The 13,479-nt window shown below is 64.4% G+C and carries 12 protein-coding genes; all 12 read right to left on the bottom strand.

What is annotated here, in order from left to right; translation table 11 throughout:
* Positions 1 to 13: 13 nt before the first annotated feature.
* A complete protein-coding gene (locus SAMIE_RS00730; protein ID WP_037444199.1) occupies positions 14 to 949 on the bottom strand; it encodes an MlaD family protein in 936 nt (311 codons plus the stop codon).
* Positions 949 to 1,737, bottom strand: a complete 789-nt coding sequence (locus SAMIE_RS00735; protein WP_037444202.1) for an ABC transporter ATP-binding protein — start codon at positions 1,735 to 1,737, stop codon at positions 949 to 951. The genes SAMIE_RS00730 and SAMIE_RS00735 overlap by 1 nt, the downstream gene beginning before the upstream one ends.
* Positions 1,734 to 2,843: an ABC transporter permease gene (locus SAMIE_RS00740; protein WP_037444205.1), complete on the bottom strand. Its 1,110-nt coding sequence runs from the start codon at positions 2,841 to 2,843 to the stop codon at positions 1,734 to 1,736. Before SAMIE_RS00740 ends, SAMIE_RS00735 begins: the two co-directional genes overlap by 4 nt.
* The gene (locus tag SAMIE_RS00745) at positions 2,840 to 4,057 is read right to left on the bottom strand and encodes a phospholipase A (protein WP_037444207.1); all 1,218 of its coding nucleotides are present in this window, start codon (positions 4,055 to 4,057) and stop codon (positions 2,840 to 2,842) included. Before SAMIE_RS00745 ends, SAMIE_RS00740 begins: the two co-directional genes overlap by 4 nt.
* Positions 4,054 to 4,827 (bottom strand): enoyl-ACP reductase FabI, encoded by a 774-nt coding sequence (gene fabI / locus SAMIE_RS00750; protein ID WP_037444209.1) that lies wholly within the window; start codon positions 4,825 to 4,827, stop codon positions 4,054 to 4,056. The genes SAMIE_RS00745 and fabI overlap by 4 nt, the downstream gene beginning before the upstream one ends.
* Positions 4,824 to 6,014 (bottom strand): acetate/propionate family kinase, encoded by a 1,191-nt coding sequence (locus SAMIE_RS00755; protein WP_037444212.1) that lies wholly within the window; start codon positions 6,012 to 6,014, stop codon positions 4,824 to 4,826. The genes fabI and SAMIE_RS00755 overlap by 4 nt, the downstream gene beginning before the upstream one ends.
* Positions 6,011 to 7,432 carry a bifunctional enoyl-CoA hydratase/phosphate acetyltransferase gene (locus SAMIE_RS00760; protein ID WP_037444215.1) on the bottom strand — a complete coding sequence of 474 codons (1,422 nt, stop codon included), beginning with the start codon at positions 7,430 to 7,432 and terminating at the stop codon, positions 6,011 to 6,013. The genes SAMIE_RS00755 and SAMIE_RS00760 overlap by 4 nt, the downstream gene beginning before the upstream one ends.
* A gap of 3 nt (positions 7,433 to 7,435) precedes the next feature.
* Positions 7,436 to 9,193 carry a PHA/PHB synthase family protein gene (locus SAMIE_RS00765; RefSeq protein ID WP_048575771.1) on the bottom strand — a complete coding sequence of 586 codons (1,758 nt, stop codon included), beginning with the start codon at positions 9,191 to 9,193 and terminating at the stop codon, positions 7,436 to 7,438.
* Positions 9,194 to 9,307: 114 nt separating this feature from the next.
* Positions 9,308 to 10,135: an LPS export ABC transporter ATP-binding protein gene (gene lptB / locus SAMIE_RS00770; RefSeq protein WP_082166316.1), complete on the bottom strand. Its 828-nt coding sequence runs from the start codon at positions 10,133 to 10,135 to the stop codon at positions 9,308 to 9,310.
* Positions 10,136 to 10,196: 61 nt separating this feature from the next.
* Positions 10,197 to 11,381, bottom strand: coding sequence for a thiolase family protein (locus tag SAMIE_RS00775; RefSeq protein WP_037444218.1), 1,185 nt, complete (start codon positions 11,379 to 11,381; stop codon positions 10,197 to 10,199).
* Positions 11,382 to 11,404: 23 nt separating this feature from the next.
* A complete protein-coding gene (gene phbB, locus SAMIE_RS00780) occupies positions 11,405 to 12,127 on the bottom strand; it encodes an acetoacetyl-CoA reductase (RefSeq protein ID WP_037444222.1) in 723 nt (240 codons plus the stop codon).
* A gap of 567 nt (positions 12,128 to 12,694) precedes the next feature.
* Positions 12,695 to 13,405, bottom strand: coding sequence for a TetR/AcrR family transcriptional regulator (locus SAMIE_RS00785; protein WP_232037335.1), 711 nt, complete (start codon positions 13,403 to 13,405; stop codon positions 12,695 to 12,697).
* Positions 13,406 to 13,479 lie beyond the last annotated feature (74 nt).

The following is a 13,479-nucleotide window of genomic DNA, read 5'->3' on the forward strand; positions in this document are numbered from 1 at the left end:
CGCGTAAAACACATCATCGGGGTAGCTCCAGTTCCTGTCCACTGTCCTTGGTGAGCGCACGGCGCGGATTCTGGCGTATTTCGCGCAAGAACCCATCGAGCGATTCGGATGTCTCCTGCAGGCTATGCATCGCGGCATTGACGGCGGGGAGGGTGGTCGTTCCGATTGTCTCGCTTTGCCGGTTGATATGGGCGAGGGTGCCGCGCGCTTCGCCGATTGCGGCCTTGAGCTCGGTCGCCGCCTCCGACATCTCCGCGAGTGTCCGGCGTCCGTCTCCCTCGCCCATTTCCCGAATGAGCGCCGCTGACGCTTCGATATCGGTGGCAGCGGAATCGAGTTTTGCCAGCATGGACCCGGCATGATCGAACATGGCGCGATTCTCGGCGAGCTCGCCCATGGTGAGACGTACATCCTTTATCGTCGCGCTCAGATCGGCGATGTTCTCGTCCGAGATGAGCTTGTTGACCTGGTTGAGCGCCCTGGTCGCGCTTTCGACCATCTGGCCGCCGCCCTGAATCAGCGACGACATGGCGTTCGGCTTGCTTCGAATAACAGGCCGGTGGGAGCGCTCGGCCTCGCGCAGGAGAGGCTGTTGCGGATCGCCCGCGCTGATCTGGACGATACTCGTGCCGGAAATGCCTTGCGTTTCGGTGGATGCCAGAGAATCGCGGCGAACCGGCGTGCGTGCCTGCAGGGATATGTCGGTGATTACCCGGTTGGGATTGTCTTCGTCGAGCCTGATCCGTTCGATCTGACCCATCTTGATACCGTTGAACTGGACATCCCCGCCCACGCTGAGGCCGCGAACAGGGCCCTCGAAGATGATCCTGTATCGGTCATATTCATTGCTGAAACGCGATCCGCCCAGCCATACGACAAACACCACGCCGGCAATCAGCAGCAGTGTCGAGATGGCGCCTACCAGCGCGTAATTGGCCTGCCGTTCCATCAAATGCTATCCTGCTGTTCTGCCGCAGCGCGGCCGCGCGGCCCAAGGAAATAATCCCTGATCCAGGGATGATCCGATTGCTCCAGCTCGTGAAGCGGGGCCGTGGTCACGATTTTTCGATCGGCGATGACGGCGACCCGATCACAGACCGCGTACAGCGTGTCGAGATCGTGGGTAATCATGAAGACCGTGAGGCCCAGCGTATCGCGCAGATCGCGGATGAGCGCGTCGAATTCTGCGGCGCCGATCGGGTCGAGACCTGCGGTGGGTTCATCGAGAAACAATATGTCGGGATCAAGTGCGATCGCCCTTGCAACGCCAGCGCGCTTGCGCATGCCGCCCGACAGTTCGGCCGGACGAAGATCGGCGGCATGGGCGGGAAGGCCGGCAAGCCTGATCTTGAGGCGCGCCGCTTCGCGCATGAACCCCGGCGCGAGGCGGGTATGCTCCAGCATCGGAGCCTCGACATTCTGAAGCACGGTCAGGAAGGAAAAGAGCGCGCCCTGCTGGAACATGACGCCGATGCGCCGTTGAACATCGCCCTGCGACCGGCCCATATCCTCACCGAAAACTTCCACGTGTCCGGCGTCGGGCTGCTGAAGGCCAAGAATAGTGTTCAGAAGGACCGACTTGCCCGATCCAGAGCCGCCGACCACGCCCAGTATTTCACCACGCCTGACTTCGAGATCAAGATTGTCGTGAATGACCTTGTCACCAAATGCGGTGCGCAGACCGGTCACCCGGATCGCGAGCGGATCGGCCAGACCGTTGTTCACGGACCCGCTCACAGGCCGAGCACCATGAAGATCACCGCAAAGATGGCATCGAACATGATAATGAGGAAAACAGACTGGACCACTGCGGACGTCACATGACGGCCCAGACTCTGGACGTCTCCTCCCACCATCATTCCATGGCGGCACCCCGCGGCAGCGATCAGCAGGGCGAGGAACGGGGCCTTGCCCATGCCGATCCAGAAATGCTTGATACTGACGGTTTCCGCGAGACGGGTGACGAAGAAGGAGGGGCTGATGTCGATGGTGGCCCAGCTTACGAGAAGCCCTCCCAGGAGTCCGCCCAGGTCGCCCACGAACGTCATGAGCGGAATCATGACGAGCGCGGCGAGGATACGGGGCGTGACGAGGGCATCGAACCGGTCGACACCCATGACCTGCATGGCGGCCACTTCCTGGTTCATCCGCATGGAGCCGATTTGTGCCGCGAAGGCAGAGGCCGAGCGGCCCGCCAGAAGAATAGCGGCGATGACGACGCCAAACTCCCTGAGGATTGCGACGCCCACAAGTTCGACGGTAAAAATCTCCACTCCGAGGCTGGTGAGGAGATTGGTGCCGACCAGTGCGATGATCGCACCGATGAAAAACGTCATGATGAAAACGATCGGCAAGGCATTGATGCCTGATTCTTGCATGACAGCGAATAGCGGTGTGACCCGCAATCGCCTGGGGCGTAACAATGTGCCTCCAAGAGCAAGGATCATCTGACCGGTGAAAACCAGCATCGCATAGGCGTCGTGAGCGATTTCAATGATCTGCTGGCCGAAGCGCGCGAAGAACCCGGTCAGGTAGCCACGGGGGGGCGGGCTATCCTCGTGAGGCGTCATGCCCGGCGCAACGAGGTTGGCCAGACGTCGCACATCGTCACGTGTGCCGAACAGGATCTCGCCGTCGGTGGGCATCAGTTTAAGGAGCAGCAAGGCGCCGGTCGTGTCGATCCTCCCGAGGGCGGAGACGTCGATCCTGTTCGCCTGCTGTCCTCCCACAGCCGGCAGCGGCTGACGGCTCGCCTGGTCAAGGGTCAGGGCCGTCCAGTCGCCCTCGGCGTGGAGGGTCAAGGAACCGTCTTCTTCAACCAGCGTCCATGTCGCCGCCTTCATCGGATCAGCGCGATCCCGACGCGCAGACGCCTGGTGTTTCGATCATAGTCGAGGAGGTTTTCTCCATATCCGATGAAGCTCTGACCGAAGAGGTAGAAGTCCGGCCCGCCGCCCAGGATACGGCGGAGCGGATAGGACAGGTCGGCGGACAGCGCGCCCTTTCCGCTGCCGATATTGAAGCGGGTGGAGGTGGAGAGGCGCAGTCCATTATCCTCCCCGACCTCCATAAAAAGACCGGTGTTGCCGCGATACCGGCGTATGTCGGGATTGTCGGACTTGTCCCCGACGAAGAGGGAGAGGCGCGGCGCGATAGAGAGGCGATAGCCGCCGCCCAGCGGAATGGCGGCCATGGGCGCCAGATAGATGCTGTTGATGCTCCGCGAGGCCTCGCCGTCCCGGCCGTTGGACTCGTGCCGGATGCCACCCTGTGCGCTCAGGGACACGCCGCTCGCCAGTGTGGTCGAGGGCGTAAGATAGAATATCTCGGGCTGGAAATCGATGTTCCGGAAAGGCGAGGAGTCCGCGCCCAGATCCCAGAACATGCGCTGCGTGTAGGCGAAATGGAGTCCATCGCGCCAGCTTTGCGGGAGACCTTCCGCGCGGCGGCTTCCGAACAACTGATATTTGAAGCTGAGCTGGATCCGGGCTTCGCTGTTGGTGTCCGGACCATAGACCGCATAAATGGGTTCGTAGCCGGACAGGTTGGCGAGGAAGGCGTTGCCCGCCCTGCGATCCGAAGGCGGCGGTGTGGGAGCAGGGGCTCGCACAGGCGGAACCGGCGCAGGCGTGTGCGCCTCGGCGAGATGCGATGCCGGCGCCGCAGGGCGCGGTATCATGGCGATCTGGCTGACGTTCCAGGCGGGGATGGAAAGCCGGGCCAGGTCCAGGGATTGCCCATCACGGGCTGCCAGGCGGTAGCGGGCGCGCTCGAATCCGCGGGGCGCTATGATCACATGGTCCGCCACATCGCGGGCGCGCTCGAGCCAGACCGTCCGGATATCTCCCGACCGTTCGACCCGGGCCTCGATCCGATCAGGGAGCGCGAAGCTCTGCGGTTCATCGCCCTCGTTCAGCAAGCGCAGATCGACGAGCAAAGCGCCCTCTGCATCCTGTTCGCCCGCGTCCCGGACGAGCACCGCTACCGGCGCTGCCTGCGCCGCGGCGGGCACAAGGAGCGCTGTCGCCAGCAACCATCGGATAGACCGGTCCATCATGCGAGAAGGTGCTGTCCGCCATCGACCGGGATCACCGTTCCGGTGATCCGGCTGGCTGCGTCACTGACGAGGAAGGCAGCCAGCCCGCCGACATCCTCTATCGTCACCAACTGGCCGACCGGCGTCTGGGCGGCGGCGCGCTCGAGCAATTCATCGAACCGCGCGATGCCACTGGCGGCGCGGGTGGCGATAGGGCCCGGCGATATCGCATGGGCGCGGATGCCCTGGGGGCCCAGTTCGGCGGCGATATAGCGCGTCGCGCTCTCCAGCGCCGCCTTGACCGGTCCCATGAGGTTGTAGTTTTCAACGACGCGCTCCGAGCCGTAGAAGGTGACGCAGAGCAGGCAGCCGCCTTGCGCCATCAAGGGCTCGGCCAGCTTCGCCATGCGAAGGAAGCTGTGGCAGGAGACGTCCATCGCGATGCCGAACCCCTCGGCGCTGCTGTCGACGACGCGGCCATGGAGATCGTCGCGGGGTGCGAAGGCGATCGAATGCAGCAGGAAGTCGAGTCCGCCCCATCGGTCCCGCACCTGGTCGAACAGGGCCTCGAGCTGGCCGGGCTCACGCACATCGCAGGGGGCGAGCCATTCGGCGCCCAGCCGGTCCGCCACCGGCTCGACCCAGCCTTTCGCCTTCTCGTTCAGATAGGTCGCGGCAAGGCGCGCGCCGCAGCGGCTGAAAGCCTCGGCGCAGCCCGCTGCAATGCTCTGTTCGTTGGCGATACCGACGATCAGGCCACGCTTGCCGCGAAGATCGACGAGGGGGGTCATGTTTTAACTCCAAAAAGGGTGGCCAGTGTCTGCAGGACGATCATCCGTTCTTCGTCCGTCGGGATGACGCGGACGGTAATGGGGCTGCCAGGCGCGCTGATGACGTCGGCATGGACGGCATTGGCCCGCTCATCGAGGCTGATGTCGAGCCATGCGAGGCGCTCGCAGATGCCCGCGCGGATGGCGGCGTCGTTCTCGCCGATGCCGGCCGTGAAGACGAGACCGTCAAGGCCGCCCAGCGATGACGCCAGCGCGCCGGCCTCGCGCGCGGCACGCCAGATGAAGAGGTCGATGGCCTCGCGGGCTTCGGGCCGGTCGCTGGCCGCAAGCTCACGCATGTCGCTCGAGATGCCTGATACGCCCAGCAGGCCCGATTGCTTGTAGAGCAGCGCCTCCACATCGGCGGCGCTCATGCCCACCCGGTTCTGGAGATGCAGGATGACGCCAGGGTCGATCGACCCGCAGCGCGTGCCCATCATCAGGCCGTCGAGCGCGGTGAAACCCATCGTCGTGTCGATGCTCTTGCCGCCTGACATGGCGCACAGGCTTGCGCCGTTGCCCAGATGCGCGGCGATCACGCGGCCGGCGGCAAGCGATGGGTCGAGCTCTGCCAGGCGGCGGGCGATATAGTCGTAGGAGAGGCCATGGAAGCCGTAGCGCCTGATGCCCTGCTCGTGAAGTGCGCGCGGGAGCGCGAAGCGGGTGGCGGGTGCGGGGCGATCATGGTGGAAGGCGGTGTCGAAGCAGGCGACCTGGGGAAGGTCCGGCGCGAGCGCGGCGATCGCGCGGATGGCAGCCAGATTATGGGGCTGGTGGAGCGGGGCCAGTGGACAGAGCTTCTCAAGCTCCTCGAGCACTATGGTATCGATCAGGCACGACTGGGCGAAGTCGACCCCGCCGTGGACGACGCGGTGCCCGACGGCGAGGACTTCGCGCCCTTCGAGATGCGATGTGGCCCAGTCAAACAACCATGCGAGCAACTCTGCATGGGTCATGGCGCGTTCGTCGGGCCACTCGCGTTCGATCAGCACTGTGCCTGCTGCGTCGCGAATGGCGAGGCGGGGAGAAAGACCGATCCGTTCGATCTTGCCGCCGGCGGACAATGTCGGTTTGCGGTCGCGATCGAGCGTATAGAGCGCGAACTTGATGCTGGACGAGCCCGAATTGAGGCTGACGACGGCCTTCATGTGCGCATACCCTCCGGCAGGCCGGGCGCCGCCTTGGTCGCCGCGCGCGCTACCAGCACGGCAACGGCGCAGGAAGCAAGGCGCGTGCGCAGGCTGTCGGCCCGGCTGGTGAGGATGATCGGCACACGCGCACCCAGCACGATGCCTGCCGCATCCGCCCCGCCGAGGAAGGTGAGCTGCTTGGCGAGCATGTTGCCCGCCTCCAGATCGGGTACGACCAATATGTCCGCCTTGCCCGCGACGGGCGACACGATCCCTTTTTCCTTCGCGGCCGCCTCGCTGATCGCATTGTCGAAGGCGAGCGGGCCATCGAGGAGGCCGCCCGTGATCTGGCCCCGGTCGGCCATCTTGCACAGCGCGGCAGCATCGAGCGTGGTCGGCATCGCCGGGTTCACCGTCTCGACAGCGGACAGGATCGCGACCCTGGGTTGGCCGATGTCCAGCACATGGGCAAGATCGATGGCGTTGCGGATGATATCCGCCTTTTCTTCAAGGTTCGGCGCGATGTTGATCGCCGCGTCGGTGATGATGAGCGGCGTCGGATGGCCGGGCACGTCCATCACATAGGCATGGCTGATCCGCCGTTCGGTACGCAGGCCCGTCGCGCGCGACACGACCGCGCCCATCAATTCGTCGGTATGCAGCGATCCCTTCATGAGCAGCACCGCCTCGCCGGCCCGCACCAGTTCGACGGCCTTCGCCGCCGAATCATGGCTGTGCGCGCTTTCCACGATGCGATAGGCCGCCACATCCTTGCCGGCCTCGGCCGCCGCTGCAAGAATGCGGGCCCTCGGTCCCACCAGGATCGGATCGATCAGCCCTGCCTCGGCGGCCTCGACCGCTGCCGCCAGCGCGGCGGCCGAACAGGGGTGAGCGATGGCGGTGCGCGCGGGGTTGCCGCGCACGCCCTCGATCAACCGATGATAGCCGTCATGGTCTGACAGGCGGATATCGGGGAGCGCGATGCGCGGGCGGCGGATCTTCTCGGTGGGGGCCTTGACCTGCGCTTCGCCGGTGATGACGGTCTCGCCATTCTGATTGTCGCAGCGGCAGTCGAGCAGCAGGATATGCTTGTCCGCCCGCTTTTCCGTCACCGTCACCGTCGCGGTGATGGCGTCGCCGATGCCCACGGGCCTCAGGAACCGCAGCGACTGGCCGAGATAGATGGCACCGGGGCCGGGCAGTTCGGTCCCGAGCACCGCCGATATCAGCCCGCCGCCCCACATGCCGTGCGCGATCACCCGGCGGAAGAAGTCGCTTTCGGCATAATCCTCGTCCAGATGGGCCGGATTGACGTCGCCCGACACCAGCGCGAAGAGCTGGATATCGCGCTTGGAGAGCGTGCGGGTCACGCTCGCGCTTTCGCCCACGGCGATCTCGTCGAAGGTCCGGTTTTCGATCATGGCCTCATCGGTCATGGCTCAGCGCTCCAGGACATAATGGCCGGGCGCGTCCGCGATCGGCGCATAGCCTTTGTCCGCGGCGCCCATGGACGGCGGGGCCCCGGGCGCGCCCGAACGGCTTGCAAGCCAGTCGCCCCATTCGGTCCACCAGGAACCCTGCTTCTTCTCTGCGTGGCGTTCCCATTCCTCCGGATCGTAGGAGAGACCATCGGTTTCGCGCGTCAGCACGCGGTAGCGCCGGCCGTTGTGGCCCGGTTCCGAGACGATACCGGCATTATGGCCGCCGCTCGTCAGCACGAAGGTGATCTCGGCCCCGGTCAGCAGGTGGATCTTATGCACCGAATGCCAGGGCGCGACATGATCGCGCTCGGTGCCGACGACGAACAACGGTCTGCGGATCGCCGAGAGCGCGATGGTGCGACCATTGACCTTGTATTTGCCCTCGGCCAGGTCATCGTCGAGGAACAGGCGCCGCAGATACTGGCTGTGCATGGCATAGGGCATGCGCGTCCCGTCGGCGTTCCAGGCCATGAGGTCGTTGAGAGGCGCGCGCTCGCCCATCAGATATTCCGACAGGATGCGCGACCAGACGAGGTCGTTGGATTTGAGGATCTGGAACGCGCCGCCCATCTGGCCGCTGTCGAGATAGCCCCGGCTCCACATCATCTTTTCGAGGAGATTGAGCTGTCCCTCATCGATGAAGAGGCCCAGTTCGCCCGGTTCGCTGAATTCGGTCTGCGCCGCGAAAAGCGTCACGCTGGCAAGGCGATCGTCACCCTCGCGCGCCATCGTCGCCGCTGCGATCGAGAGCAGCGTGCCGCCTAGGCAATAGCCCACGGCATGAACGGCGGGCGCGCCGGTAATCGCGCTCACCGCATCGAGCGCCGCCATCGGCCCGAGTTGCCGATAGGCCTCCATGTCGAGGTCGCGGTCCTCGCTGTCCGGATTGTGCCAGGAGATCATGAACACGGTGAAGCCCTGGGACGTCAGCCACTGGACGAGGCTGTTCTCGGGCGAGAGGTCGAGGATGTAATATTTCATGATCCATGCCGGCACGATCAGGATCGGCTCGGGCCGCACCGTGTCGGTGGTGGGGGCGTACTGGATCAGTTCGATGAGGCGGTTGCGATAGACGACCTTGCCCCTGGCGGTCGCCACCGTCTCCCCCACGCGGAAGGCGTCCGTGCCCGCCGGAGGCAAGCCTCTTACGAGATGCTGCATATCCTCGATCAGATGGCGGAACCCGTCGACCAGGCATTGGCCGCCGGTCTCGACGATCTTGCGCTGGAGAACCGGGTTGGTCGTAAGGAAGTTGGTCGGCGCAAGGATATCGAGCATCTGTCTGGCGGTGAATTCGACCATGTCCTCATGATGGCTGCCGACGCCGCCCACCCCGGTTGTCGCCGCGTGCCACCATTGCTGGTTGAGAAGGAACGCCTGCGAGAGGAGGTTGAAGGGCGGCTGCTGCCAGGCGGGATCGGCAAAGCGGCGGTCCTGCGGCAGCGGCTCGATCGCGGGCGCCGCGTCGCGGTCGCCTGCGGATCGGACGGCATAGTCGAAGAGCCGCACATATTTGCGGGCCGCCTTGGCGGTGAGTTGCAGCTGCTTGCCCGGTGCGAAGGCGAGATGATGTCCCCAGTCCGAAAAGGCCTGGAGGATGGTGATGGGGGAGAGCCCCGCGGTCATCTGCGCGATCGCGGCGCCCGCGGCCCTGTCGAGGGTTTCGGCGATCCCGTCGAGCGGGTCGGGTGCCTGGGGCATGTTCTGGGCGCTCATGATCGGTCCTTTTTGAAGATTTCCATTACAGGGCGGCTACCGGTCGGGCCGTTGCCCGGGGAGGCAAAGCTGCGGCAAAAGGCCGCTGTCGCCCTTGAGAACAGAGAAAGAAAATCAATCCTCATAATTCTCTCCCAGGTACAGACGACGGACTTCGTCATGGTGAAGAAGCTCTTGCGGCTTGCCCACGAAAAGCACCTTGCCGCCGTGGATGACATAGGCGCGGTCGACCAGTTCGAGCATCTCATGGACGTTATGGTCGGTGATGAGGACGCCGACGCCACGCCTTTTGAGATCGCGGACCATGAGCTTGATGTCCGCGATCGAAATGGGATCGATCCCGGCGAAAGGCTCGTCGAGCAGGATCACGCCAGGCTCGGCCGCCAGGGCGCGCGCGATCTCGCAGCGCCGCCGCTCGCCGCCGGACAGGGAAGGGGAGGGTGTCGACCGCAGATGCGTCAGGCCGAAATCGGCAAGCAGTTCGCCCAGCCGGCGGTCGATGTCGCCAGGGTCGGTCATGCGCAGTTCCAGCACAGAGCGGATGTTGTCCGCAACGCTCATCCCGCGAAAGATCGAGGCTTCCTGCGGCAGATAGCCAAGCCCGCGGTTGCCGCGCTCATGCATGGCCAGTGCTGAGACATCTTCGCCGTCGAGCAGTATACGACCGCCATCGAGGCGTATGAGACCCATGATCCCGTAGAAGCAGATCGTCTTGCCTGTGCCGTTGGGGCCGAGCAGGCCAACGATCTCGCCGCGATCGACCTCGAGCGAGAAGCCGTCCAGCACCTTTCGCCGTCCGAACGCTTTCTCGATCGCCTGGACTTTGAGCGCGGGCGGGCCGACCACCGACACCGACCCGGAGGTGTCCAGCCTGGCGCAGTCAACGCCTTCGCGGCAGGCTGATGGAGTGTCGGCAATGCGGCAGGCGCTGTCATCGAGCATCGTCAGAGGCCCGGCGCGGCACATTCGCATGAGAATCGCCGCCGCGCCGTGCCGCTCGTGATCATGCCATCGCCTCCAGGGCGAGGGCCACGCCCTGGCCGCCGCCGATGCACAAGGTGACAACGCCCCGGCGCAGCCCGTCGCGCCGCATCGCATGCAGCAGGCGGGTGGTCAGCACGGCACCGGTCGCCCCGATCGGATGGCCATGCGCGATGGCGCCGCCTTCCACATTGACGATGTCCTCAGGGAGGCCGAGTTCCTGCGTGACCGCGATGGCGATGGCCGCGAAAGCCTCGTTGATCTCGACGCGATCGAGGTCTCCGACCGACCATCCCGCCCGCTCGAGCGCCTGCCGGACGGCGGGCACCGGCCCGAGGCCGAAGAGGCCGGGGGCGACCGCGCCGACACCGAACGCGACGAGGCGCCCCAGGGGCGTCACGCCATTGCGCTGCGCCCATTGCTCGTTCGCGACGATCATCGCGGACGCGCCGGTGTTGAGGCCGGGCGCATTGCCCGCCGTGATGGTGCCTTCCGGTCGGAAGGCAGGCTTTAGACGCGCGAGGCTCTCAAGGCTCGTATCGGCCCGGTTCTGCTCATCTTTTGCAAAGAGCGTCACAGCCTTGCGAGAAGGAATCTCGACAGGCACGATCTCCGCCTCGAACCGGCCATTGGCCTGGGCCGCGCTGAAACTCTGCTGCGAGCGCAACGCCCAGCCATCCTGCGCCTCCCGGCTGATGCCGAACTGTGCGACCAGATCCTCGGTGACCCAGCCTGAATGCTGATTGCTGAAGGCGTCATTCAGCCCGTCATGGAGCATGGCGTCGAGGAGTTTGCCCTCGCCCATACGATAGCCCCAGCGTCCCTTCTCGATGAGATAGGGCGCCTGGTCCATATTCTCCATGCCGCCGGCGATCACGGCCTGGCCAAGGCCGAGCATGATCTCCTGGGCGGCCGAGGCGATCGCCTGTGCGCCCGATCCGCAGACCCGGTTGACGGTCATGGCAGGAGCACTGTCGCGTAACCCCGCGTTGATGGCGGCCTGGCGGGCAGGGTTCATCTTCGCGCCTGCCTGGACCACCTGTCCCATGACGACGCTGTCGATATTGTCAGCGCCCACGCCCGCGCGCCTGAGCGTTTCGGCGATGGCGACGCTGCCGAGCGCGGGCGCTTTCATGTCCTTGAGCGCGCCGCCATAGGCGCCGATGGGCGTGCGAACCGGGGCGCACAGAACGACAGGACTGGTCATGAGAATAATCCTTCCACGCATTTTCAGGCGAGATACTTGCCGCCGTTGATCGAGAGGGTGGCGCCGGTCACGAAACCGGCCTCGTCCTCGACAAGATAGAGCACGCCGCGCGCGATTTCCTGCGGCGTGCCGAGCCGGCCGACCGGCACCGCGGCCAGCACCGCCTCGAGCGCGTCCTGCGGCACCGCGGCGACCATGCCGGTATCGGTATAGCCCGGCGCAATCGCATTGACCGTGATGTTTCGAGACGCGCCTTCCAGTGCCAGCGCCTTGGTGAAGCCGATCACGCCTGCCTTGGCCGCTGCATAGTTGGTCTGGCCAAATTGTCCTGAAAGACCGTTTACCGAGCTGATATTGACGATCCGTCCGAACCGGCGCTCGCGCATGCCCTCGATCACGGCACGGCACATGTTGAAGCAGCCGCCCAGATCGACGTCGACGACGCTGCGCCATTGCTCCTCGGTCATCTTGTGCAACGTGCCGTCGCGCGTGATGCCGGCATTGTTGACCAGAATGTCGATGGGGCCGATGTCTGCCGCAACCTTCGCCACGCCGTCATGACAGGCGGAGAAATCGGCTACATTCCAGTTGTAGATCGGGATCGAGGTTTCCGCGAGGAATCGCTCGGCATCCTCGTCATTGCCATGATAATTGACGGCAACGCGATAGCCTTTGTCGCGGAGGAGCATTGCGGTCGCCGCGCCTATTCCGCTGACGCCGCCGGTAACGAGTGCGACTCTGGGCATGACATCATCCTTTGGCCTTCAATAGTCGCCATGGGCGCCTGGGCCGCACGGCGGGAAGTGGCGCATGCGCTATGCCGCGATGCGCCTGGTCGAAGTCTCTCCCGATATGATTCGGCCCCTGTCATGGCCGATTTAGTCGTGCCTGATCTCGCTGTGAGGGAGCGGCGGCGCCATTAGGAACTATACATAGAAGTTTCGTATTTGATCGTCAAACGGCTTTGCGTGTCGCGACGATTTGCCATGACATGCGAGGGTCTTGGGCGGGCGCCTGCCGGCGCGAATCAGGTCGCCGCTCCCTGGGCCGCCGGGGGGCGCGGACGTTGAAGCTCCTGGACCCATTCAGCATAATCGGTCGAACGCACAGTCCGGACGACGATCGGTGCGAGCGGAAGGGTTGCGCCGCGGCTGCCTGAATACCCTGGAACCTGGGGGCTGCGACCAGGCCGGGGCTAACGGTCGAAGCAACGCCGTCCATCGACAGGCGAAAACAAGGGCGTCGCGCGTTCGGTCCTGGGCCCTCGTCCTGTCAATGCCTCGGACAGAACGGAGCGCTGGCGGACATCGCAATCACCTTTTGGGTGCGTGTTGCAATTCAGGTTCGAGGAGCGGAACTGCCCGTGCCAGCAGATCCATGGTCTGGGCGAGATGTTCGGTCTTGGCCCGAGCTGTGTTGGCAAGATCCTTTCGTAACAATATTCTCGCGCGCGGACCGGTCACCGTTGCATCGAAGATGAACGCTGCCAGAAAGGGCAGATCCTCTTCTATGTTGCGCACACGCGCCTCCTCCGTCAGCAGATCCTGGATCAATGAGGCGCCGGGGTTGCGATGAATACTGAGCTGCGCCTCGAGCTTGCGTTCGAAAATCCAGGTCGCGAGTGTCTCGATGCCAATGACCTCGGGTTTGAGCGCAGCGTCGAGCATCTTGCGGCAAAGCTTCAGGAGCCGATTGCGTAGGTCTCCTGATCGCCGGTCGACGGTAATCGCTTTGAGATGGCGCTGGGTGCCGTGCTCGGCACGGGCGATCAGAAGCTGGGTTTTCGATCCGTAACGCGAATAAAGCGTGCGCTTGGAGACGTTCGCGGCCGCGGCAATGTCATCCATGTTGGCGCCTTCCACCCCATGGGCGATGAACTGGTCGAGCGCGACCTGCAATATATGCTCGCCCAATTGCGCGGCTATTTCCTGCGGCGGCCGTCCGCCTTTTGGATCGCGCGGCGCCAGCTTGTGTCGAGGTGATCGGCGGCTTGTCACCTTTTTGTCATTACCTTCCTTTTTCATGCGGGCCAAAGACCGCACTTGATCCGGGGCGGGAAAGCGGCAATAACGACACTCATAAGTATAGATACTAATAG

The sequence above is a fragment of the Sphingobium amiense genome (assembly GCF_003967075.1).
GTDB lineage: Bacteria > Pseudomonadota > Alphaproteobacteria > Sphingomonadales > Sphingomonadaceae > Sphingobium > Sphingobium amiense.

What these genes read in the sequence shown, in the direction of transcription:
- SAMIE_RS00730 (WP_037444199.1), bottom strand. Translation starts at nt 949, where the DNA reads ATGGAACGGCAGGCCAATTACGCGCTGGTAGGCGCCATCTCGACACTG.
- SAMIE_RS00740 (WP_037444205.1), bottom strand. Translation starts at nt 2,843, where the DNA reads ATGAAGGCGGCGACATGGACGCTGGTTGAAGAAGACGGTTCCTTGACC.
- SAMIE_RS00745 (WP_037444207.1), bottom strand. Translation starts at nt 4,057, where the DNA reads ATGATGGACCGGTCTATCCGATGGTTGCTGGCGACAGCGCTCCTTGTG.
- fabI (WP_037444209.1), bottom strand. Translation starts at nt 4,827, where the DNA reads ATGACCCCCCTCGTCGATCTTCGCGGCAAGCGTGGCCTGATCGTCGGT.
- SAMIE_RS00755 (WP_037444212.1), bottom strand. Translation starts at nt 6,014, where the DNA reads ATGAAGGCCGTCGTCAGCCTCAATTCGGGCTCGTCCAGCATCAAGTTC.
- SAMIE_RS00760 (WP_037444215.1), bottom strand. Translation starts at nt 7,432, where the DNA reads ATGACCGATGAGGCCATGATCGAAAACCGGACCTTCGACGAGATCGCC.
- SAMIE_RS00765 (WP_048575771.1), bottom strand. Translation starts at nt 9,193, where the DNA reads ATGAGCGCCCAGAACATGCCCCAGGCACCCGACCCGCTCGACGGGATC.
- lptB (WP_082166316.1), bottom strand. Translation starts at nt 10,135, where the DNA reads ATGCTCGATGACAGCGCCTGCCGCATTGCCGACACTCCATCAGCCTGC.
- SAMIE_RS00775 (WP_037444218.1), bottom strand. Translation starts at nt 11,381, where the DNA reads ATGACCAGTCCTGTCGTTCTGTGCGCCCCGGTTCGCACGCCCATCGGC.
- phbB (WP_037444222.1), bottom strand. Translation starts at nt 12,127, where the DNA reads ATGCCCAGAGTCGCACTCGTTACCGGCGGCGTCAGCGGAATAGGCGCG.
- SAMIE_RS00785 (WP_232037335.1), bottom strand. Translation starts at nt 13,405, where the DNA reads ATGAAAAAGGAAGGTAATGACAAAAAGGTGACAAGCCGCCGATCACCT.